This window comes from Nocardia sp. NPDC004123 (genome assembly GCF_053603795.1).
This window is the reverse complement of the sequence record NZ_JBSGGG010000002.1, coordinates 319,250-340,371: the sequence shown is the minus strand read 5'-3', so window position 1 is coordinate 340,371 and position 21,122 is coordinate 319,250. Positions and strand designations below refer to the sequence as shown.

Sequence of the window (21,122 nt, the reverse complement as noted above, 5' to 3'; positions counted from 1 at the left end):
GCAGGAGAAGCTGCGCGGCCGGCCGAGGACAGGTGCGGGTCGTCAGGCCGCGGCGTAGCCGGTGGTGTCGTCCTGGCCCGGTGCGGAGGTCGGCTCGGTGGCCGAAGGCGCTGCGGGAGACACGGATTCGATCATGTCCAGCAGCAGCCAGCCATCTGCGGTCCAGCCGCCGTGCGTGTCGGTGCGTACCAGCCGGCCGCCCGGCACGAAGGGGTCGTCCACGAAACCCTCGGCGGCACCGTCCAATTCCAGCGCCAGCGCGGAACCGCCCATGTACACCCGTCCGGAGCGGCCCGGCGGCACCAGCCGCAGCGACTCGTCCAGCACCAGCAGCCGCGCGCCCGGGATCGGCCGCACCCGGCCGGAGCCGTCCAGCGGTCCGCGCGCCGCGACGCCCGCGTATTCCGGTGTGGTGTAGGCGAATCCGGTGCATGATCCGGGGGCCAGTTCGCGGAGCAGGGCGGAAAGCGCTGCCGGGCAGTCGTTTCCGAACACATCCCAGCGCCGCACGGTCGGCAGCGCGGGGGTGGGCAGGAAGGCCAGGTTCGCGAGGGTCCCGGCGTCGGCCACCACATGGGTCGAGGCGCTCAGGGCGATCAGTTCGGCCAGGGCGGCCGCGTCCGCGCGCTGAGCGGCGGTGGCCAGCACCAGGGTCGCGCCGTCGGCCAGCGTGGCCAGCAGTTCCACCGCGGCGTCGGTGGTATCCCAGCGGATGGCCAGCAGCCGCACATCCGGCGAGCCGTAGGCCCGGTCGATGGGGCAGGAGCGCTGATCGGCGGCAACCGCGCGGCGATCGTCGGCGGCCGCGGCCACCGCGACCGGCTTCATGCCGGTGCCGTGCGGCCCGAGTTCGGCCAGCACCGCGCCGAATTCGGCGGCCGCGGCGATATCGCACAGCACGCGGGCCAGATCGTCGAGCGTGGGCCCGGCGGTCCCGGTGACGCCGCCGTCGAGGCGTTCGAAGAGCTCGGCATAGGTGAGGATGTGATCGCCGCAGCGCACGGCGGTCCGCAGGGAGGGCACGCGGCGCCCGCACTCGATGAGCATGGAGACCGACGGCACGTCGTACAGTTCGACGCCATTGGCCCATTCGTCCACGAGCCGATGACGCTCGACGGCGGACAAGGTTTCCGGCACCGCTCGCTCCATCGTTCCAAACCCCCGGTTTCTAACTTATGCAACCCTAACCTAATCGATCAAGGGCACGATCGACCACCCCGTAGGGGATCGAATCGGCGACAACGGTCCCCGCCCCTCGAGAAAATTAGGCTAGGCTCACCTACCGCTCACCCCGAACGGGCGGGCATCGGCAGACAGGAGAGTCACGATGAAGTCGGCGTTCACCGCGCGTAGCGGGCGATCGATCACCGCGCGAGCCGCGATTGCGGCCGTGGTGAGCCTGCTCGCCCTCGGGCTCGCGGCCTGCGGATCGAAGTCCGACGACTCTGCCGCCGCCGGCGGCGAACCGGTCACCATCACCCACGCCCTCGGGCAGACCACCGTGAACGGGACCCCGGCCCGCATCGTGTCGCTGGGCAATCAGTGGCTCGACACCGCGCAGGCGCTCGGCGTCACCCCGGTCGGCTACATCGACAACATCGCGGTGCTCAGCAAGGGCGCACCGCCGTGGGAACCGGCCGCGTTGGCAAAGTCCACCGCGCTGCAGACCACCGGCAACCTCGCCGAACAGGTGGCCGCGCTGAACCCGGACCTGATCCTGGCCGACCCGTTCATCGCCGACGCCAAGACCTACGGCGACCTGTCCAAGGTCGCGCCCACCCTGCCCGGGCTCACCAAGGAGGCCGTCACGCCCTGGGCCGACCAGGTGCGCGCGCTCGGCCAGGTGCTGCGCAAGACCGACGCCGCCGACAAGCTCATCGCCGACCTGAACGGCCGCATCGACGGTATCGCGCAACGCAATCCGGGCCTGCAGAACAAGACCTTCATCAGCTCCTGGCTGGCCGGGCCGTCGCAGCTCATGGTGCTCACCGACCCCAAGGACGGGTCCGGCCGCCTGTTCACCCAGCTCGGCATGACCATCCCGCAGCACCTGGTGGACCAGGGCGGCTCCGGCGGCCGCCTGGCGCTCTCGCCCGAACGTCTCGACGAACTCGACTCCGACCTGCTGCTGGCGGGCTACTCGCCCGGCATGGACGAGAAGTACCGCGGCCTGCCGGGATTCGGCGCGCTGCCCTCGGTCAAGAAGAACTCGGCGGTTTTCCTCACCGTCCAGGAGATCAGCGCCATCAACCAGCCCACCCCGCTGGCCCTGCCCTACCTGCTCGACAAGCTCGAACCGGCTCTCGCCAACGCCGCCAAATGATCCGCACCGACGACATCCGCTACGCCCTCCGCCCCGGCGTCACCTGCCTGACCGTCCCCGGCGGCGCGGTCCTGTTGAACCCGCCGCACAACGAGAAACTGACCGGGCTCACCGCGGCCCAGAGCCAGGCGCTGAAGACCCTCAATCGGGGTCCGGCGACGACGAGCGAGCTCGCGGCCGAATCCGACTCGGTGGCAACCCTTCTCGACCGGTTGGCCGGGGCGGGCTGGCTGGAGGTCACCGTCCGCGACGGCGACCGGGACCTCTACACCCTGCGCCCCTTCGCCACCCCGCCCGCGCGGCCGAGCGCTGGAGGCGCGCCGCGCACGGTCCTCTCGAAATTCACTGTCATCCACCGTGATCCGGACGGCCTGGTCCTGGAACACCCCACCTCGTGGTGCGACCTGCGCGTCCACGACCCCCGCCTGCTGGCCCTCGCCGCCGGCGCCGATCCCACCGAACTCGGCCTGCCCGAGTCCCTTTCGGCCCGCATCGCCGCCGACCTGCGCTGGGGCGGCTTCACCGCCGACCCCACCGCCGAGGACCGCGAGTTCACCACCCGCAGCTGGAGCGCCCCCGACCTCTGGTTCCACCGGCGCAGCACGCTCGGCTCCCGCACCGTCAGCTGGGACAACTTCGGTCCCACGGCATGGGCGAAAGACGAGTTCCCGCAACGCCCGGCGCAGCGCGCGCCCTACCCGGGCGCCCCGATCGTGCTCCCGGCGCCGGACCTCGCCGCCCTCCGCGCCACCGACCCGGCCCTGACCGCCGTCCTCGAGGACCGTCGCTCCTGCCGGTCCTTCGACGACGCCCGGCCGATCACCGTCGCCCAGCTGGCCGAACTGCTCTACCGCAGCGCCCGCACCCGCTCGGTGGAGTCCACCCCGGACGGCGGCGAACTTCCTTCCCGCCCTTACCCTTCCGGCGGCAGCGTTCACGAACTGGAGCTGTATCCGGTGGTCCGCACTGTCGAGGGCCTGGCCCCCGGCATGTACCACTACGACTCCTTCGAGCACGCCCTGCGCCCCGTCGCCCCCGCCGATTCCCCCGCGGTCCAGCGACTCCTGCGCACCACCACGGCCACCCTCGCCAACGCCGCCGAACCCCAACTGCTGCTGCTGATCTCGGCTCGGGCGGGCCGGGTCATGTGGTCCTACGAGTCGGTCGCCTACGCCAATATCCTCAAACACGTCGGGGTCCTCATGCAGACCCTCTATCTCACCGCCACCGCCATGAACCTCGGCGCGGTGGCCCAGGGCTTCTCCGACACCGCCGCCTTCACCGCCGCCACCGGTGCCGACGAACTGGAGGAATGCAATGTGGGCAGCATGATCCTCGGCACCCCCGCCGGGACCTGCTAGTCCGGGTGTCATACCCGGCTGGGAGCATCGAGATCATGACGGCGACCGGGGATCAGGTGCGGGCGGTGGCGCTCGCGCTGGCGCGCACCACCGAGCAGTTCGAATGGCAGATGCCCACCTTCCGGGTGGCCGGGAAACTGTTCCTGACCCTGCCCGAGAACGAGACCTCCATGGCGGTCCGGTGCCCCATCGTGGATCGGGACGAACTGGTGCAGGCCGAGCCGGAGAAATTCTGGATCGCCCCGCACGAGGCCGGGAACGCGTGGGTGCGGGTGCGACTCGCCGCCCTGGACGACCACGACGAACTGACGGCCATCGTCACCGACTCCTGGCGGCTGGCCGCACCCCGGGAACTGGTGGATACGGCCTGAACGGCCGGACCCCGCCGCGATCGGGTTGGGTCAGAAGGTGACGCGCTGGTCCTCGGCCAGGAAGAGTTTGTCGCCGTCCTTGGTGGTGAAGGCGGCGTGGTACTCGGCCTGGTTGCGGACCACCTGGTTGGCACGGAACTCGTCGGGCGAGTGGGAGTCGTTGGCGAGCAGATTCTCGGTGTACTGCGAGGTCTGCTTGGACCGCCAGTTGCGGCCCCAGGATTCGAGCATGGGCTGGTAGTCGGGGTTCTCGACGCCGGCCCGCTTCTGATTGATGCGATAGGCGGCGAAGGCCATCTGCAGGCCGCGGTTGTCGGCCACGTTCTCGCTGAGGGTGAGGGTGCCGTCGACGTGGTGCGCGGGGTCGAGACCCGCGGGGACCAGGCCGTTGTACTGGTCGACGAGCTTCTTGGTGCGGGCGTCGAACTTCGCCCGGTCCTCGGTGGTCCACCAGTCCTTCAGGTTGCCGTCGGCGTCGTACTTGGAGCCCTGATCGTCGAAGCCGTGGCCGATCTCGTGCCCGATGACCGCGCCGCCCGCGCCGTAGTTGACCGCCGCCTCGGCCTTCGGGTCGAAGAACGGTGGCTGCAAAAAGGCTGCGGGGAACACGATTTCATTGTTGACCGGCTGGTAGTAGGCGTTCACCGTCTGCGGCGTCATACCCCACTCGGTCTTGTCGACCGGCTTGTCCAGCTTGTCGAACATCTTCTTGGCGCCGAAAACATTGGCGGCGCGCAGGGATTGGACGAGCTGGCCGCGGGTGATCGTCAGCCCGGAGTAGTCCTCCCACTTGTCCGGATAACCGATCTTCACGCCCATCTTGCCCAGCTTGACCAGCGCGGCGTCCCGGGTGGGCTGCGACATCCACGTCGAATTGGTGAAGTTGTCCTTGTAGGCCGCGACCAGGTCGGCCACCATGTCCATCGCCCGATCCTTGGCCTCACGCGGGAAATGCTTGGCCACGTACAGCTTTCCGAGCTGCTCGCCCACCGTGCTGTCGACGGTGCCGACCGCCGACTTCCACCGCTCCGGCCGCTGCTGCTGCCCGCTCATCACGGTGCCGAAGAATTCGAAGTTGGCGTCGGAGAGCGTCTTCGGCAGGAACCGGGCGAACTCCCGCACCACCGCCAGTTTCAAGTAGTCCCGCCACACCGCGATATCCACGTCGTGCCACAGCTGTCCGGCCGCGGTGACGAACGAGGGCTCGCCGACGATCACCGTCGCGAACAGGCTCTTGGGCCGATCGGTGTTCCCGGAAAGCCAGGGATCCCAATCGAATTGCGGCGCCAGCGCCACCATGTCGGTCCACGACATCTTGTTGTAGCTGGCCTCGGTGTCGTGCAGTTTGATGTTGTCCCAGAATCCGGCCGCGATCCGCTTCTCCAGATCCAGTACCCGGCCCGCCATGGCCACCGGGTCCGGGAATCCGGCCCCGGTCGCGATCTTCTCCAGGAAGGCCTGGTATCCGGCCAGCTTGTCGGCGTATTCGGGCTTGCGATAGTACTGCTCGCTCAAGCCGATTCCGGACTGACCGACCGAGGCGATGTGCGCGCTGGAGTTCTTCCGGTCCACCGAGACGCCCAGCCCGATCAGCCCGCCGATCGGCAGCGCGCCCATCACCTTGGCCAGCTCCGGCTTGCCCGCGGCCTTGTCGATGTCGGCGAACATGTCGGCGAGCGGCGCGAGGCCCAGCTGCTCGATGGTGTCGACATCCATCCGGGCGTCGTACAGATCGCGGATCTGCTGCTCGGGTGTGCCCGCCTTGGGATCCTTGATGTCCTCGATGATCTCGCGCAGCTGGCCCTGGACCCGATCCGCGACATCGTCGAAGGTCCCGAACGACACCTTGTCCGCCGGCAGCTGATACTCCTGCAGCCACTTGCCGTTGACGAACCGGTACAGGTCGTCCTGCGGCCGCACCGTCGCGTCCGACCCGGACATGTCGGGGCCGGTGAGCTGGGTCGAGGTGACCGTGTTCTTCGTATCGCTGCCACACGCCACCAGCGTGGCGACGGCCGGCGCGAGACCGAGCGCGATCAGAAAACGACGACGGTCCATAACGGCCGGACGATCCGACGAACTCACAGGCACTACCTCTCCCCGAAGCTGCGATACCGACGCGAGGCTACCGGGGACGGCGGCCTCGCGCGGGTTGTCGCGTTCTCAGAGGGTGACGCGCTGGTCCGGCGGCAGGTATTCCTTGTCGCCGTCCTTCAGGTGATAGGTGCTGTAGAACTCGCCCAGATTCCGCACCACCTGATTGCACCGGAATTCGGCAGGGGAGTGCGGATCGGACGCGATCTGACTCTGCAGCTCCTCGGTGGTCATCTTGGTGCGCCAGGTCCGGCCCCAGGATTCGAACATCGGCCGATAGTCGGGAGTATCCGTCCCCTTGCGCTTCTCGGCCATCCGATAGGCCGACAGGGAAATCTCGAGTCCTCGCAGATCCGCCAGATTCTCGCCGACCGTGAGCTCGCCGTTGACGTGCTGATCGGGCGGCAGGCCCGCCGGCACCAGCGCGTTGTACTGCGCGATCAGCTGATTGGTCTTGGCTGCGAAGGCCGCCTTGTCCTCCGGTGTCCACCAATCCTTCAGATTGCCGTCCCCGTCGTACTTGGAGCCCTGATCGTCGAAGCCGTGGCCGATCTCGTGCCCGATGACCGCGCCGCCCGCACCGTAGTTCACCGCGGGCTGGGCATCCGGATCGAAGAACGGCGGCTGCAGAAAGGCCGCGGGGAACACGATTTCATTGCCGCTGGGGTTGTAGTAGGCGTTCACCGTCTGCGGCGGCATGACCCATTCCGACTTGTCCACCGGCGTCCCCAGCCGATCGAACATCCGCTTCGCCTCGAAAGCGTCTGCGGCGCGCAGGGATTCGACCAGCCTGCCCCTGGTGACCGTGAGTTTGGAGTAGTCCTCCCACTTGTCCGGGTAGCCGATCTTGGCGTTGATCTTCCCGAGTTTCGCGATGGCCGCGTCCCGGGTGGGTGGCGACATCCACGTCGAATTCTGGAAGTTCTCCCGGTACGCCGCGCGCAGATCGTCGACCATCTCGAGTGCCCGCTGCTTGGCCTCGGCCGGGAAATGCTTGTCCACGTACTGCTTTCCGAGCGCTTGGCCCACGGCGCCGTTGACCGTTTCCACGGCCCGCCGCCACTGCTCCGGCTGTTCCCGCAGCCCCTGGACCACCTTGCCCATGAAATCGAAATTGGCGTCGGCGATCGCCTTGGGCAGATAGGGCGCGTACGCGCGCACCAGGCTCAGCTTCAGGTACTCGCGCCAGGCGGCGAGGTCGATGCCGGCCCACAGCTGCCCCGCGCCGGTCACGAACGACGGCTCGGCCACGTCGACCTTGTCGAACATATTCTTCGGCCGGTCGGTGTTCCCCGAAAGCCAAGGGTCCCAGTCGAATTGCGGTCCCAGCGCGGTCAGCTCGGTCCAGGCCATCAGGTTGTAGGTCGCGTCGGTGTCGCGGGTTCTGACATTGTCCCAATGGAATCCGGCGATGCGGGTCTCCAGGTCCACCACCCGGTCGGCCATCGCCGTCGGGTCGGGGAACCCGGCTCCGGCGGCGAGGCGCTGCATGAACGTCCGGTACGCGGCGAGCCGGGCGGCGTATTCGGGCTTGCGGTAGTACTGCTCGCCCATGCCGAGCCCGGACTGCTCGACCGAGGGGAGATAGGCATTGGAGTTCTTCGGGTCCGGGCCCACGCTCAGGCCGATGAGACCCACACTGGTGAATCCGCCCATCACATGCGCGAGATCCGGCTTGGTCGCGGCCTTGTCGATCTGATCGAACAGATCCTGCAGCGGCGTCATGCCGAGCGTCTCGATCTCGTCCCGGTTCATCCGCGCGTCGTAGAGATCGCGGATCTTCTGCTCGTCCGACCCGGCCTTGGGATCGCGGATCCCCTCGATGATCTCCCTCAGCTGACCCTGGACGCGCTCCTGCACGTCGTCGAAGGTCCCGAACGACGACTTGTCCGGCGGCAGCTGATACTCCTGCAGCCACTTCCCGTTGACGAACCGGTACAGATCGTCCTGCGGCCGCACCGTCGGATCCGACCCGGACATGTCCGGGCCCGTCGGCGGTTTCGACGACTGGGATTCCGGGGAGCAGGCGGGCAATACGGCCACCGCGGGCGCCAGGCCCAGGGCGATCAGGAACGTACGGCGGTCGAGAGCGATGGGGCGCTCGGACAACGCGAATCTCCTCTACCGGATGATCGGAACAGCTCGGACGTTGCTCGCGCCGACGCTAGTTGACCCGACTGAGGAAAATCTGAATCCGCGCCGAGCCATCGGCTCCGCCCCCGATTTCACCCTGAGCAGGGTCTTCGCTAAACTGTTCCGGTTGCCTGCGGGAGCTATGCCCGCACTTCGGCCGCGAACCCACAGTGGTTGTTCTCCTGTTCGGTGAAAAACCGCTGGCAGGCGCTGCCCCGCGTACCCGCGGAGCGGGCCATTGGCTCAGCTGAAGGGCAACTGACCATGCCCGTCGGGTCGGCAATCCGGCGTGCATATCGTCCAGGTCTAGGAGGAGCTGAAGTGATTCAGCAGGAGTCGCGGCTGCGCGTCGCCGACAACACGGGTGCCAAGGAGATCCTCTGCATCCGCGTTCTCGGTGGTTCGTCGCGTCGCTATGCCGGCATCGGTGACATCATCGTCGCCACTGTCAAGGACGCCATCCCCGGCGGCAACGTCAAGAAGGGCGAGGTCGTCAAGGCCGTCGTCGTGCGCACCGTCAAGGAGCGTCGTCGCCCGGATGGCTCGTACATCAAGTTCGACGAGAACGCCGCGGTGCTGATCAAGGCGGACAACGATCCGCGTGGCACCCGCATCTTCGGCCCGGTCGGCCGTGAGCTGCGTGAGAAGCGCTTCATGAAGATCGTCTCGCTGGCCCCGGAGGTGCTGTAACCATGAAGGTGCACAAGGGCGACACGGTCATCGTGATCTCGGGCAAGGACAAGGGCGCCAAGGGCAAGGTCATCCAGGCCTACCCGGCGACCGGCAAGGTCCTCGTCGAGGGCGTGAACCGCATCAAGAAGCACGTCGCGAACTCCGCGAACCAGCGTGGCGCCAGCTCGGGCGGCATCGTCACCCAGGAAGCGCCGATCCAGGCCTCCAACGTGATGGTCGTCGACTCCGACGGCAAGCCGACCCGCGTGGGCTACCGCACCGATGAGAACGGCAAGCGGGTCCGCATCTCCCGTCGCAACGGGAAGGACATCTGAGATGACTTCTACTGAGAACAAGGTGCAGCCGCGCCTGAAGACCCGCTACCGCGAGGAAATCAAGCCGGCCCTGAACAACGAGTTCAACTACGCCAACGTGATGCAGATCCCGGGCGTGGTGAAGGTCGTCGTCAACATGGGTGTCGGCGACGCCGCCCGTGACGCCAAGCTGATCAACGGTGCGGTCGCCGACCTCACCCTGATCACCGGCCAGAAGCCCGAGATCCGCAAGGCGACCAAGTCCATCGCGCAGTTCAAGCTGCGTGAGGGCATGCCGATCGGCGCGAAGGTCACCCTGCGCGGCGACCGGATGTGGGAGTTCCTGGACCGTCTGATCTCGATCGCGCTTCCGCGTATCCGCGACTTCCGCGGTCTGTCGCCGAAGCAGTTCGACGGCAACGGCAACTACACCTTCGGTCTCTCCGAGCAGTCCATGTTCCACGAGATCGACGTCGACAAGATCGACCGTCCGCGTGGTATGGACATCACCGTGGTGACCACCGCCACCAACAACGAAGAAGGCCGGGCCCTGCTCAAGCACCTCGGCTTCCCGTTCAAGGAGAACTGATCCATGGCTAAGAAGGCTCTGATCAACAAGGCCAACGCCAAGCCGAAGTTCGCGGTGCGCGCTTACACCCGCTGCCAGCGCTGCGGCCGCCCGCACGCCGTCTACCGCAAGTTCGGCCTGTGCCGTGTCTGCCTGCGCGAGATGGCCCACCGCGGCGAACTCCCGGGCGTCCACAAGTCGTCCTGGTGACTTACCGGTCCTGGTGACCTGGTAATACCAAACCCGAAGGCCCCCACCGAGTTCCGACTCGGCGGGGGCCTTCGGCGTTCTTCGCGCCAACGTCGTTCGGACATCGTTTCCGGCTCCATCGCCACCTACACCGGTACGACGGTCAGCAGCGGTTCCAGTCCTTTGAAATCGTCGGCATTGCGGGTGAACAGAGGCAGGTCATTCGCCGAGGCGATGGCCGCGATCATCAAATCCATTTTGCGGGGTTGTGGGCTACGGACCGCCCAATCCTGTTGCGAGCCCTTGCATGTGGCCATGGCTGAAGGCCTGGCCACCTCCTCGAGAGCTGGGTCGGGGGCGCGGTGCCGATCGACGACGACCTTCCACGCATCCACGCGAGATCCCAATAGGTGAACGGATTCCCGGCATCCTCGGTCCTGCCGTGCCCCCGCACATCCACCGCGATCGCCCGATACCGATCGGCCAGCCCCTCCAACTGCGGCAGCCACATCTCGCCGTCCATGAAGAACCCGTGCCCCAGCACCAGGGCCGGTCCGTCGGTCTCGGTGCCCAGGTAGTGGACCGTTGTCCCCTCGTCGGTGGTCACATAGGGCACCGGCCAACCCCCTTGTCATTCCATCGAATTCGCGTGCGGAACCGTCAGATCAACCGCCACGCACTTCGCGCGGCATGGCAGAGCGGGGATCGGCGATTGGTGGTCGTCGCCGCAGCACGCTACCGTGGCGATTCGTCGGAAATGACGGGTTTGAATCGGGGGAGGATTCCGAATGCGTTGGGTGGTGGCCGTTTCCGCGCTGCTGTTGGCATTGTTCACGAGTGGATGCGGCCTGATCGACGGTTCCGCGAGCGCCGTCCAGCAGGGCGACTGCCTGAAGAAGGCCGGCGACAACGGTTTCGACAAGGTCTCCTGCTCTGCATCGGACGTCGGATTCGTCGTGCTCGACCGAGCCGGCACCGGCAAGGCCCACGACCGCTGCGTAGACGTCGCCGGCACCGAATACGTCTACACCGACAAGGGAAGCGGTTCCATCTGCGTCGGCATCAAGGGCGCCGACCCGGCACACGCCGCGAACGCCGCCCAGAAGGGCGATTGCCTCACCGACACCGCCGGCAGCACCGTGCAGAAGGTGGACTGCGGCGACCGCACCGCCGTCTACCGCGTCCTGGCCCGCCCCGACGGGTCCGAGTTCATGACCGACATGGCCTGCAAGGACGTCCCCGGCACCCAGACCACCTACAGCTACCTGCTGAAGGCGAAGAAGGGGATCGGAGCATTCGGCACCGGTATCGTCTTCTGCCTGATCGCAAAGGATTCCGACGCGACGCGCACCGTCGACAACGCCAAGGAAGGCGACTGCCTGCGGAAGTCGGGCGCCAACGATGTCGAACTCACCCCTTGTACCAGCCCCGACGCCGAATACAAACTGCTGGCCTCGCTCCTCGACAAGTCCATGTGCGACCACATCAAGGGCTCCATCGCCACCTACTCATACGAACGCCCCGGCGACATCCCCAAGGCTCTATGCCTCGGCGCAGCCCACTGATCCGCGGCGTCGGGAGCGGGCGTCGTCGGGTGTGACGGCGGCCTCGATTTGGCCGCTGATCAGCCCTTGTCTACACTAGACCGGTTGCTCGGGCACACCTGTGTCCGCATGCGCCTCGCGTGTGCGGCCTTTTTGCTCCGGGCGCAAGCGTTTTCTCCAGTCGGGCGTTCCCGGCTGGACCGCCCCGAATTGTCGTAGGCCCACGACCGCCGATCTCAGACGGTGCTGAATGGGAACCGCGGCAGGAAGGTACCGGTCAAACACATGACCATGACTGATCCGATCGCAGACTTTCTGACCCGTCTGCGCAACGCCAACTCGGCGTACCACGATCAGGTGAAGGCTCCGCACTCGAAGCTCAAGGTGAACATCGCCGAGATCCTCAAGCGCGAGGGCTACATCGCCGACTTCCGCGTCGAAGATGCGCCCGTCGGCAAGAACCTGATCGTCGACCTGAAGTACGGCCCGAGCCGTGAGCGTTCCCTGCAGGGTGTGCGCCGCGTGTCGAAGCCGGGCCTCCGGGTCTACGCGAAGTCCACCAACCTGCCCAAGGTGCTCGGCGGCCTGGGCGTGGCGATCATCTCCACGTCCTCGGGTCTGCTCACTGACCGTCAGGCCAAGCAGCAGGGCGTGGGCGGCGAAGTCCTCGCCTACGTCTGGTAAGGGAGGTAGGAACAATGTCGCGTATCGGTAAGAAGCCGATCCCGGTTCCCGCCGGCGTCGAGGTGACCATCGACGGCCAGAGCATCACGGTGAAGGGTTCCAAGGGCACCCTCTCGCACGTGATCGCCGAGCCGATCACCGTCGCCAAGGCCGAGTCCGGTGAGCTGGAGGTGGTTCGTCCCAACGACGAGCGCCAGAACCGCTCCCTGCACGGTCTGACCCGCACCCTGATCAGCAACATGATCGTGGGTGTGACGCAGGGCTACGAGAAGAAGATGGAAATCTTCGGCGTCGGTTACCGCGTGCAGGCCAAGGGCTCGAACCTCGAGTTCGCCCTGGGCTACAGCCACCCGGTTCCGGTCGACGCGCCCGAGGGCATCACCTTCGCGGTGGAGTCCCCGACCAAGTTCTCGGTGTCCGGCATCGACAAGCAGAAGGTCGGCCAGATCGCCGCGGTGATCCACGGCCTGCGTAAGCCCGACCCGTACAAGGGCAAGGGCATCCGCTACGCCGGCGAGGTCGTTCGCCGCAAGGTCGGAAAGACGGGTAAGTAAGCCATGGCACAAACCGAAAAGCAGAAGGCCGCTCGCAAGCCGATCGGCAAGGACGCCTCGACCGCGCGCCGCCTGTCCAAGACGCGTCGTCACTTCCGTCTGCGCAAGAAGGTCGTCGGCACCACCACGCGTCCGCGCCTGGTGGTCAACCGCTCCTCGCGCCACATCCACGCCCAGCTGATCGACGACTCCGCCGGCAAGACCATTGCCGCCGCGTCGACCATCGAGGCCGATGTGCGCGCTCTCGAGGGTGACAAGTCCGCCAAGGGCGCCAAGGTCGGCGAGCTGATCGCCGCCCGCGCCAAGGCTGCCGGCGTCGAGGCGGTCGTGTTCGACCGTGGTGGTCACGACTACCACGGCCGTATCGCGGCTCTCGCTGACGCCGCCCGTGAAGGTGGGCTGAAGTTCTGATGATCAACACTGCGAACGGAAGGAACGTCTGATGCCGGGACGTCAGCGGCGCGACGGCGGAAACGGTCCCGCCGGACAGAATGGTGGCAGCGACAACCGCGATCAGCGCGGTGGCGGTCGCGACCGCCGCGGCGGTGGCGACCGTCGCGACACTGCCGCCGAGAAGAACCAGCTCGAGCGCGTCGTCGCGATCAACCGCGTCTCCAAGGTCGTGAAGGGTGGTCGTCGCTTCAGCTTCACCGCCCTCGTGATCGTCGGTGACGGCAACGGTCTCGTCGGCGTCGGCTACGGCAAGGCCAAGGAAGTTCCCGCGGCCATCCAGAAGGGCGTCGAAGAGGCTCGCAAGAACTTCTTCCGCGTTCCGATGATCGGCTCCACCGTCACCCACCCGGTTCAGGGTGAGGCGGCCGCCGGTGTCGTCATGCTGCGTCCGGCTTCGCCCGGTACCGGTGTGATCGCCGGTGGCGCGTGCCGTGCCGTGCTCGAATGTGCCGGTATCCATGATGTTCTGGCCAAGTCGCTCGGTAGCGACAACGCCATCAACGTTGTGCATGCCACCGTTGCTGCCCTCAAGATGCTGCAGCGTCCCGAAGAGGTTGCCGCGCGCCGCGGTCTGCCGATCGAGGACGTGGCTCCGGCGGGCATGCTGCGTGCGCGTGCGGGACAGGGAGCCTGATATGGCACAGCTGAAAGTCACCCAGATCAAGTCCAGCATCGGCGCCAAGGCGAACCAGCGGGAGTCGCTGCGCACCCTCGGGCTGCGCGGTATCCGCCAGACCGTGGTGCGCGAGGACAACTCGCAGAACCGCGGCCTGATCAACGTCGTGCGCCACCTCGTTGTTGTTGAGGAGGTTTCCGCATGACCATCAAGTTGCACCACCTGCGTCCTGCCCCCGGTGCCAAGACCGAGAAGACCCGTGTGGGTCGCGGTGAAGGCTCGAAGGGCAAGACCGCGGGCCGCGGTACCAAGGGTACGAAGGCTCGCAAGAATGTCCCGGTCCGCTTCGAGGGCGGTCAGATGCCGATTCACATGCGTCTGCCCAAGCTCAAGGGCTTCACCAACCCGTTCCGCACCGAGTACCAGGTCGTGAACGTCGGTGACATCGCCCGGGTGTTCCCCGAGGGCGGCACCATCGGCAAGGCCGAGCTGGTCGCCAACGGCCTCGTTCGCAAGAACGAGCTCGTGAAGGTGCTCGGCGAGGGCGAAATCGGTGTGGCCGTTCAGGTCTCGGCCGACAAGTTCTCCGGCTCCGCCAAGGAGAAGATCACTGCGGCGGGTGGCACTGCCACCGAGCTGGCCTGACGGTAACCTGAAATAGCAATGGCACCGGGCGAGTCGCGAGCTCGCCCGGTGCCGCTGTTAGAGTTCAAGTGTTGTCTGCCAACACCGTCATGGTTCTCGGCGTTTTTCGGCTAAACCAGCCCATCGCTGAATCCGTGGCCTGACCCATGTCGTTAGCCAGGAGGATCTGTGCTTTCCGCCTTCGTGTCGGCTTTCCGGACCCCGGACTTACGGCGGAAGATTCTCTTCACGCTGGGACTGATCGCGCTCTACCGGCTCGGTGCGTCGCTACCCTCGCCGGGCGTCAGTTACAAGAACGTTCAAGAATGCATCAACCTGGTCAACGGCGGCAATGACGCCGGTATCTACCAGCTGATCAACCTCTTCTCCGGCGGCGCGTTGCTGCAGCTGTCCGTGTTCGCGATCGGCATCATGCCGTACATCACGGCGAGCATCATCATCCAGCTGCTGACGGTCGTCATCCCGCGGTTCGAGGAACTGCGCAAAGAAGGCCAGTCGGGTCAGAACAAGATGACCCAGTACACGCGGTATCTGTCGATCGCGCTGGCCGTGCTGCAGTCGACCGGTCTGGTCGCGCTCGCCTCCCGCGGTCAGCTGCTGCGTGGCTGCCAGAAGGACATCCTCGACGACACCTCGATCTTCGGCATGATCATCATCGTGCTGGTCATGACCGCGGGCGCGGCCCTGGTCATGTGGTTCGGCGAGCAGATCACCGAGCGCGGCATCGGTAACGGCATGTCGCTGTTGATCTTTGCGGGTATCGCGGCGCGAGTTCCGTCGCAGGGCAAGCAGATCTACGACAGCCGTGGCCTGCTCACCACCATCCTGGTCGGTTTCGCCGCATTCGTGGTCATCGTCGGCGTCATCTTCGTCGAGCAGGGCCAGCGCCGGATTCCGGTGCAGTACGCCAAGCGCGTGGTCGGCCGGAAGATGTACGGCGGGTCCTCGACCTATCTGCCGTTGAAGGTGAACCAGGCGGGTGTCATCCCGGTCATCTTCGCCTCCTCGCTGCTGTATCTGCCGAACCTGTTGGCGCAGTTGACCCAGAAGAGTTCCGGTAACCCTGCCAAGTGGCAGGAGCTGATCCAGAAGTACCTGGTCAACCCGAGTAACCCGGTCTACGTGGCGATCTACTTCGCCCTGATCGTGTTCTTCACCTACTTCTATGTCGCGATCACCTTCAATCCGGAGGAGCGCGCGGACGAGATGAAGAAGTTCGGCGGCTTCATTCCCGGCTACCGCCCGGGCAGGCCGACCGCCGATTACCTGAACTTCGTCCTGAGCCGGATCACCCTGCCCGGCTCGCTCTACCTCGGCGCTGTTGCGGTGCTACCGAACCTGCTGCTGGGCATCGGCTCCGGAGGTGGCGGCGTGTCCAGCCTGCCGTTCGGTGGTACCTCCGTGCTGATCATTGTGAGCGTCGGCCTCGATACCGTGAAACAGATCGAGAGCCAGTTGATGAACCGAAACTACGAAGGGTTCCTGAAGTGAGACTCGTACTGCTCGGACCGCCCGGTGCCGGTAAAGGCACCCAGGCCGAACTGTTGTCGGAAAAGCTCGGTGTTCCGCACATCTCCACCGGGAACCTCTTCCGCACGAATATCGCGGAGCAGACTCCGCTGGGCCGCGAGGCGCAGCAGTACCTGGACGCCGGCAACCTGGTCCCGTCGGACGTGACCAACCGCATGGTCGAGGCGCGCATCGCCGAGCCGGACGCCGTCAACGGCTTCATCCTGGACGGCTACCCGCGCACCGTGGATCAGGCCGAGGCGCTGGAGAAGATGCTCAAGGAGGCCGGCAAGGAGCTCGACGCCGTCATCTCCTTCGTGGTCGACGAGGACGTGGTGGTCGAGCGCATGCTGGCCCGCGGCCGCGGCGACGACACCGAAGAGGTCATCCGCAACCGCATGCGCGTCTACCGCGAGGAGACCGAGCCGCTGCTGGAGCACTACGACGGCCAGGTCGTCTCGGTCGAGGGTATCGGCGACGTCGCCGAGGTCAACGAGCGGGCGCTGAAGGCCCTGGGCCGCTGAATGGTCTTCGGACGCAAGAGCAAGCGGGTGGTGCCCTTCCGCACCGCCGGTGAACTGGACGCCATGGCGGCGGCCGGCGCTGTAGTCGGCCGCGCGCTGGTGGCGGTGCGAGCCGCCGCCGCGCCCGGCGTCTCCACCTGGGAGCTGGACGAGGTGGCCGAGCAGGTCATCCGTGAGGCCGGGGCGATCCCGTCCTTCAAGGGCTACCACGGTTTCCCGGGCTCCATCTGCTCGTCGGTGAACGACCGGGTGGTGCACGGCATCCCGTCCAAGGACGAGGTCCTCGCCGAGGGCGACCTGGTGTCCATCGACTGCGGTGCCATCCTCGAGGGCTGGCACGGCGATTCGGCGTGGACCTTCGGCGTCGGCACCATCATCGAGGCGGACCGCCTGCTCAGCGAGGCGACCCGGCTGTCCATGGAGGCCGGCATCGCCGCCATGCTCCCGGGCAACCGGCTCTCGGACGTCTCGCACGCCATCGAGCAGGGCACCTACGCCGCCGAGAAGCTGCACGATCGCAAGTACGGCATCGTCTCCGGTTACGGCGGCCACGCCATCGGTCGCGAAATGCACATGGACCCGTTCCTGCCCAACGAGGGCGCGCCCGGTAAGGGCCCCGAACTCCGCGTCGGCTCCGTCCTCGCCATCGAGCCCATGCTCACCCTCGGCACCACGGAAACCCATGAGCTGGACGACAACTGGACCGTTGTCACCGACGACGGCACCCGAGCCGCCCACTGGGAACACACGGTCGCGGTCACCGAGAACGGCCCGCGCATCCTGACCCTGCGCCCGGAGTAGGCTCCGCACAACACTTTCCGCACCCGCTTCAGCCCCAGGCCGAGGCGGGTGCGGTCGTTTCCGGCCCGCTCTGCCGGCCGATGTCCCCCGATGGCTCCCTTCACGCGATCGATCCGCGGAGTCTGCCAACGGTTTCCGCAATCGAATTGGCCGAAGCGGCTCTGCCGCAGGGTGTTTCCGGCGTCCGACCCATGCGGGTCGGTCATACCGGGTATGCGGGATTCTCGCTGTTCGCATGCCCGCACCGCCCGTAGCGTCGAGCGTATGAGCACCACGGACAACCGAGAACTCATCCGGGTCGTCTTCGAGCAGCTGGCCCTGGGCAACGGTCGCGCCCTGACCGACGCGATGGCCGACGATTGCCGCTGGACCTTTCCCGGATCGTGGTCCTGGTCGGGCACCTGGGGTCCGAAAACCGCTGTGGTGCAAGGTCTCCTGCGTCCCCTGATGGGCCAGTTCGCCGACGCCTACCGCATGGAGGCGGATCTGATCCTGGCCGACGGCGACCGAGTGGTGGTCCAGGCCCGCGGCTACGCCACCACCCTCGCCGGCGAGCCCTATCACCAGACCTACTGCCTGCTGTTCACCATGGCGAACGGCCTGATCACCGAGGTGGTGGAGCACTGCGACACGGCCCTGGTGGAGCGGGTCCTGAAGCTGCTCACGCCCACGTCCTGATCCGTCGGGCGTGGCGGCGGGGACCCGGGGCGGCTTCTGGTTCGATGAAGTGATGGCCGAGAGGGTTGTTCTCATCACCGGGACCTCCAGCGGGATCGGGCTGGCGGTCGCCGCCGCGGCGGTGCGGGCGGGGTACCGGACCGTGGCGACACTGCGCAATCTGGACAAGGCCGGGCGGGTCCGGGACACCCGGGCCGACGTGCGGCGCCTGGATGTCACAGACCCTGTCTCCGTCGCGGAGTGCCTGGCGGGCGTGGTCGGCGACTACGGCCGGCTGGACGCCCTGGTCAACAACGCGGGCATCTCGGTGCTGGGCACCCTGGAGCACCTGCCGATGGCGGACATCCGCCGGGCCATGGAGGTCAACTACTTCGGAGTGGTCGAGGTGACCAAGGCCGCCATGCCGCATCTGCGCGCGTCGAAGGGTCGTGTGGTGACGGTGACGAGCGTCGGCGGCGCGGTCGGCCAGCCGTTCAACGAGGCGTACTGCGCGGCGAAATTCGCGGTCGAGGGGTTCATGCAGAGCCTGGAGCCGGTGGCGGCCACGGTCGGCGTCGGGGTGAGCGTCATCGAACCTGGCGCGGTGACAACGGAATTCGTCAACAACGCGCAAATCGACATTCCCGCCGCCATCGACGCCGCCGGTCCCTACGCCCCCGCGCTGGAGGCCTACATCAACCGCACCCGCGGCGCCTACCGCACCGCCCAAACCGCCGACCAGGTCGCCGAGGTGGTCCTGTCCGCCCTCACCGCCTACCCGATCGTCTTCCGCTGGCAGACTTCGGACTTCGCCCGGGCTTTCGTCGCCGACAGCCTCTCGGACCTCGACGGTTCCATCGTCGCGGGCCTGACCTCGAAGTGGGTCCGTTGACAGCGGGGTTCAGAACAGTCGAATATGCCTGACCCCCACCAGGATCCGACGTAGCTCGCTGCGGAGTCTACCGTCGGTGTTCGGGGTCAGGGTGAGGCCGGAGGCGGCAGCGATGTGGTCGGCGACCTCACGCAGCGAGAGCTCGTCGGTGTGGATGTGTTCGGCGAATTCCGGTCGGGCCAGGGCATTCAGACAATGATCCACCCGGTCGATGGCGAAGCTCTCGTGCCGCAGCCCGCCCAGCGCCCGTTCCCGCAGCCGCCGCACCACCGTCTCCGGACGCGCCATGAGCGCGAAATGCCGTACGTCGTGGCCCTTTTCGCGCAGCCGCCCCACTGTTTCCGCGAAGTAGACCGGCTCGACCACCGTCATCGGCGCGATCACCGGCCCGCCGTGTTTGCTCAACACCAGATCGAGTGTCTCGAAGACGCCCTGTCGCCAGGCCGGTAGATCCTGGAAGTCGGGCCGGAACTCCTTGGGGATAACCCGATGCAGCCCGAACCCGACCTCCTCGGGATCGCACACCACACTTCCGGGCAGCCGCCGATGCAACTCGAACGCGGTGTGCGTCTTCCCTCCGCCGAAAGGCCCATTGATCCACAGCAGCATGCCCGCCACCCTAGCCGCGGGCATTGCTGTCCCTGGTCAGCTTTCGAGCAGGATGGTGACGGGACCGTCGTTGACGAGCTCGACATGCATATGCGCCCCGAACCGTCCGGTAGCGACCGTCGCCCCGAGTGTGCGCAGGGTGGCGGCGAACGTGTCCACCAGCGGTTCCGCGACCGGCCCGGGGGCGGCGGCGTTCCACGAGGGGCGACGGCCCTTGGCGGTATCGGCGTAGAGAGTGAATTGGCTGATCACCAGAATGGGCGCGGACAGGTCGGCGGCGGAGCGTTCGCCGTCCAGAATCCGCAATCGGAACAATTTGTCGGCCAGCGCTTTCGCCGTGTCCTCGGTGTCGGTGTGGGTAACGCCGACCAAGGCCACCAGCCCGTGGGGCGCGCCGTGCGCGGCCGGATCGATCCGTCCGACCACCTCGCCGTCGACGGTCACCTGAGCCGATGTCACACGCTGCACCAGTACTCGCATGATCATCGATCTTCTCAGATGGCCGCGCCGTGCTCGCTTGGCTACCCTGGGACGGCCGCGCATGCCCCGAATTTCCTTGTGCGCCATCGGGAGTTCACGACAGTAGGCTGTGCTGGCACGGATAGCGGAAAACTGGGCGGAGCGGCAGTAGTTACCGATGGCATCTGACACTAAAGACAACACGGTCTGGGCGGGGTTGCGGACGCAGGCCGAAGCGGGAACCTTGAAGTTCGATTCCTCGCAGGCGGTGACCGGCGCTCAGGCGTGCGCCGACATGGTGGGTGTGATGAAGGGGTTTCGCCAGTTCGCGGACGCCAATAACCTTGCCGGCCTGAAGGATTTCACCAAGGCGCAGTATTCGTCGTCGGGGGTCCTGACGCGAGGGTTCAACGACCAGGGTCAGGCGCTGCTCAATGCCTTCGACATGCACGCCGCCGCTCTGACCGATATGGCCGAGTATTTCCGGGCCGCGGGCCGGGCCTACGCGCACGCCGAAAACCAGTCGAAGGACGTGTTCGACAAGCTGGCCGACGTGTCGATTCCCAAGTCAGCGACGAACCTCGGCCTGACCGCGCCGAAGGACCTTGACGACTTCACCAATGGCGTCAGCTTCGACGATGACGTGAAGGGTCCGTGGAAGGACCAGAAGAAGGCGTCCTTGTCCATCCACTTGGAGAACAAGGACAAGCAGTCGTGGTCCGACCTTTACCATCTGGGCCAGAACATTTCGGACGCCATCAACGACTACTACTACGCCGGAGAGACGTGGAAGTACCTTGCCGGTGAGGTCGACACGCGGGTTGGTGAATTCAACAACAAGATTCAAGCGCTCGACTGGACCGGGGCGGGTGCCGGTGGTGCGAAGGATGCGTCCACCCAGTATGCGAATGACCTGAAACCGCTGGTCGACACGATGAAAGAGGTCGCGGTCAATCTCCGGTATGCGTCCCAGTGGATGGGCAACACCATGGTGGACATGCCCGACCACGAGAAGCAGGACACGGGCTCTTGCTCCGATGACGACCTGGACGATAAGCGCAATAAGTTCCAAGACGACTACCTCACGGGCGTGTCGAACTGCGCCTCCGTGATGGCGGTGGTTCCGTCGCCGACTGCTGTGCAGGACAAC

Annotated in this window: 26 protein-coding genes; 20 read left to right on the top strand and 6 right to left on the bottom strand. The window is 66.5% G+C overall.

The window, feature by feature from the left end:
* Positions 1–42: 42 nt before the first annotated feature.
* Complete coding sequence (locus tag ACWEQQ_RS03900; RefSeq protein WP_452347028.1) at positions 43–1,137, bottom strand: AMP-binding protein; 1,095 nt, start codon at positions 1,135–1,137, stop codon at positions 43–45.
* A gap of 190 nt (positions 1,138–1,327) precedes the next feature.
* Between ACWEQQ_RS03900 and ACWEQQ_RS03895 the strand changes: the two genes are divergently transcribed.
* The 3 genes from ACWEQQ_RS03895 to ACWEQQ_RS03885 are packed head-to-tail and all read left to right on the top strand — an operon-like array spanning position 1,328 to position 4,055.
* Positions 1,328–2,323, top strand: a complete 996-nt coding sequence (locus ACWEQQ_RS03895; RefSeq protein ID WP_452347027.1) for an ABC transporter substrate-binding protein — start codon at positions 1,328–1,330, stop codon at positions 2,321–2,323.
* Positions 2,320–3,684 carry a SagB family peptide dehydrogenase gene (locus tag ACWEQQ_RS03890; RefSeq protein WP_452347026.1) on the top strand — a complete coding sequence of 455 codons (1,365 nt, stop codon included), beginning with the start codon at positions 2,320–2,322 and terminating at the stop codon, positions 3,682–3,684. Before ACWEQQ_RS03895 ends, ACWEQQ_RS03890 begins: the two co-directional genes overlap by 4 nt.
* Positions 3,685–3,719: 35 nt before the next feature.
* A complete protein-coding gene (locus tag ACWEQQ_RS03885) occupies positions 3,720–4,055 on the top strand; it encodes an MmcQ/YjbR family DNA-binding protein (protein WP_452347025.1) in 336 nt (111 codons plus the stop codon).
* 30 nt (positions 4,056–4,085) lie between these two features.
* Here ACWEQQ_RS03885 and ACWEQQ_RS03880 read toward each other — a convergent pair whose 3' ends face one another.
* Both ACWEQQ_RS03880 and ACWEQQ_RS03875 read right to left on the bottom strand, forming a co-directional pair.
* Complete coding sequence (locus ACWEQQ_RS03880) at positions 4,086–6,140, bottom strand: M13 family metallopeptidase (protein WP_452347024.1); 2,055 nt, start codon at positions 6,138–6,140, stop codon at positions 4,086–4,088.
* A 78-nt stretch (positions 6,141–6,218) separates the two neighbouring features.
* Positions 6,219–8,258: a M13 family metallopeptidase gene (locus ACWEQQ_RS03875; protein WP_452347023.1), complete on the bottom strand. Its 2,040-nt coding sequence runs from the start codon at positions 8,256–8,258 to the stop codon at positions 6,219–6,221.
* Positions 8,259–8,603: 345 nt separating this feature from the next.
* Between ACWEQQ_RS03875 and rplN the strand changes: the two genes are divergently transcribed.
* Genes rplN through ACWEQQ_RS03855 form a run of 4 tightly spaced genes read left to right on the top strand, consistent with a single transcriptional unit; the run spans position 8,604 to position 10,046 of the window.
* A complete protein-coding gene (rplN, locus tag ACWEQQ_RS03870; protein ID WP_033090674.1) occupies positions 8,604–8,972 on the top strand; it encodes a 50S ribosomal protein L14 in 369 nt (122 codons plus the stop codon).
* A 2-nt stretch (positions 8,973–8,974) separates the two neighbouring features.
* Positions 8,975–9,289 (top strand): 50S ribosomal protein L24, encoded by a 315-nt coding sequence (gene rplX, locus ACWEQQ_RS03865; protein ID WP_040804283.1) that lies wholly within the window; start codon positions 8,975–8,977, stop codon positions 9,287–9,289.
* 1 nt (position 9,290) lies between these two features.
* On the top strand, positions 9,291–9,857 hold the full coding sequence (rplE, locus tag ACWEQQ_RS03860) for a 50S ribosomal protein L5 (protein ID WP_354830525.1): 567 nt from the start codon (positions 9,291–9,293) through the stop codon (positions 9,855–9,857).
* 3 nt (positions 9,858–9,860) lie between these two features.
* On the top strand, positions 9,861–10,046 hold the full coding sequence (locus ACWEQQ_RS03855) for a type Z 30S ribosomal protein S14 (protein WP_029923637.1): 186 nt from the start codon (positions 9,861–9,863) through the stop codon (positions 10,044–10,046).
* Between the two features lie 226 nt (positions 10,047–10,272).
* Here the strand turns inward: ACWEQQ_RS03855 and ACWEQQ_RS03850 are convergent, their stop codons facing one another.
* The gene (locus tag ACWEQQ_RS03850) at positions 10,273–10,641 is read right to left on the bottom strand and encodes an alpha/beta fold hydrolase (protein ID WP_452347022.1); all 369 of its coding nucleotides are present in this window, start codon (positions 10,639–10,641) and stop codon (positions 10,273–10,275) included.
* Between the two features lie 172 nt (positions 10,642–10,813).
* Between ACWEQQ_RS03850 and ACWEQQ_RS03845 the strand changes: the two genes are divergently transcribed.
* The 12 genes from ACWEQQ_RS03845 (at position 10,814) to ACWEQQ_RS03790 (ending at position 18,904) form a co-directional block, all read left to right on the top strand.
* Positions 10,814–11,590, top strand: coding sequence for an LppU/SCO3897 family protein (locus tag ACWEQQ_RS03845; RefSeq protein WP_452347021.1), 777 nt, complete (start codon positions 10,814–10,816; stop codon positions 11,588–11,590).
* A gap of 264 nt (positions 11,591–11,854) precedes the next feature.
* Complete coding sequence (gene rpsH, locus ACWEQQ_RS03840) at positions 11,855–12,253, top strand: 30S ribosomal protein S8 (RefSeq protein WP_213558035.1); 399 nt, start codon at positions 11,855–11,857, stop codon at positions 12,251–12,253.
* Positions 12,254–12,267: 14 nt separating this feature from the next.
* Positions 12,268–12,807 (top strand): 50S ribosomal protein L6, encoded by a 540-nt coding sequence (rplF, locus tag ACWEQQ_RS03835; RefSeq protein ID WP_452343472.1) that lies wholly within the window; start codon positions 12,268–12,270, stop codon positions 12,805–12,807.
* 3 nt (positions 12,808–12,810) lie between these two features.
* On the top strand, positions 12,811–13,218 hold the full coding sequence (gene rplR, locus ACWEQQ_RS03830; RefSeq protein ID WP_452343471.1) for a 50S ribosomal protein L18: 408 nt from the start codon (positions 12,811–12,813) through the stop codon (positions 13,216–13,218).
* 31 nt (positions 13,219–13,249) lie between these two features.
* Positions 13,250–13,894, top strand: coding sequence for a 30S ribosomal protein S5 (rpsE, locus tag ACWEQQ_RS03825; RefSeq protein ID WP_452343470.1), 645 nt, complete (start codon positions 13,250–13,252; stop codon positions 13,892–13,894).
* Between the two features lies 1 nt (position 13,895).
* On the top strand, positions 13,896–14,081 hold the full coding sequence (gene rpmD, locus ACWEQQ_RS03820) for a 50S ribosomal protein L30 (protein ID WP_364605587.1): 186 nt from the start codon (positions 13,896–13,898) through the stop codon (positions 14,079–14,081).
* The gene (gene rplO / locus ACWEQQ_RS03815; protein ID WP_452343469.1) at positions 14,078–14,521 is read left to right on the top strand and encodes a 50S ribosomal protein L15; all 444 of its coding nucleotides are present in this window, start codon (positions 14,078–14,080) and stop codon (positions 14,519–14,521) included. Before rpmD ends, rplO begins: the two co-directional genes overlap by 4 nt.
* A gap of 168 nt (positions 14,522–14,689) precedes the next feature.
* Positions 14,690–16,012 carry a preprotein translocase subunit SecY gene (gene secY, locus ACWEQQ_RS03810; protein ID WP_354830507.1) on the top strand — a complete coding sequence of 441 codons (1,323 nt, stop codon included), beginning with the start codon at positions 14,690–14,692 and terminating at the stop codon, positions 16,010–16,012.
* The gene (locus ACWEQQ_RS03805; RefSeq protein ID WP_379437318.1) at positions 16,009–16,554 is read left to right on the top strand and encodes an adenylate kinase; all 546 of its coding nucleotides are present in this window, start codon (positions 16,009–16,011) and stop codon (positions 16,552–16,554) included. The genes secY and ACWEQQ_RS03805 overlap by 4 nt, the downstream gene beginning before the upstream one ends.
* Positions 16,555–17,355 carry a type I methionyl aminopeptidase gene (map, locus tag ACWEQQ_RS03800; RefSeq protein ID WP_379381583.1) on the top strand — a complete coding sequence of 267 codons (801 nt, stop codon included), beginning with the start codon at positions 16,555–16,557 and terminating at the stop codon, positions 17,353–17,355.
* A 264-nt stretch (positions 17,356–17,619) separates the two neighbouring features.
* Positions 17,620–18,033: a nuclear transport factor 2 family protein gene (locus ACWEQQ_RS03795; protein ID WP_452347020.1), complete on the top strand. Its 414-nt coding sequence runs from the start codon at positions 17,620–17,622 to the stop codon at positions 18,031–18,033.
* Positions 18,034–18,085: 52 nt separating this feature from the next.
* The gene (locus ACWEQQ_RS03790) at positions 18,086–18,904 is read left to right on the top strand and encodes an SDR family NAD(P)-dependent oxidoreductase (protein WP_452347019.1); all 819 of its coding nucleotides are present in this window, start codon (positions 18,086–18,088) and stop codon (positions 18,902–18,904) included.
* A gap of 9 nt (positions 18,905–18,913) precedes the next feature.
* Here ACWEQQ_RS03790 and ACWEQQ_RS03785 read toward each other — a convergent pair whose 3' ends face one another.
* Positions 18,914–19,537, bottom strand: a complete 624-nt coding sequence (locus ACWEQQ_RS03785; protein WP_452347018.1) for an AAA family ATPase — start codon at positions 19,535–19,537, stop codon at positions 18,914–18,916.
* 12 nt (positions 19,538–19,549) lie between these two features.
* On the bottom strand, positions 19,550–19,993 hold the full coding sequence (gene dtd / locus ACWEQQ_RS03780; RefSeq protein WP_452338527.1) for a D-aminoacyl-tRNA deacylase: 444 nt from the start codon (positions 19,991–19,993) through the stop codon (positions 19,550–19,552).
* A gap of 157 nt (positions 19,994–20,150) precedes the next feature.
* Between dtd and ACWEQQ_RS03775 the strand changes: the two genes are divergently transcribed.
* The coding region (locus ACWEQQ_RS03775) for a hypothetical protein (RefSeq protein WP_452347017.1) at positions 20,151–21,122 on the top strand (972 nt) is incomplete at its 3' end.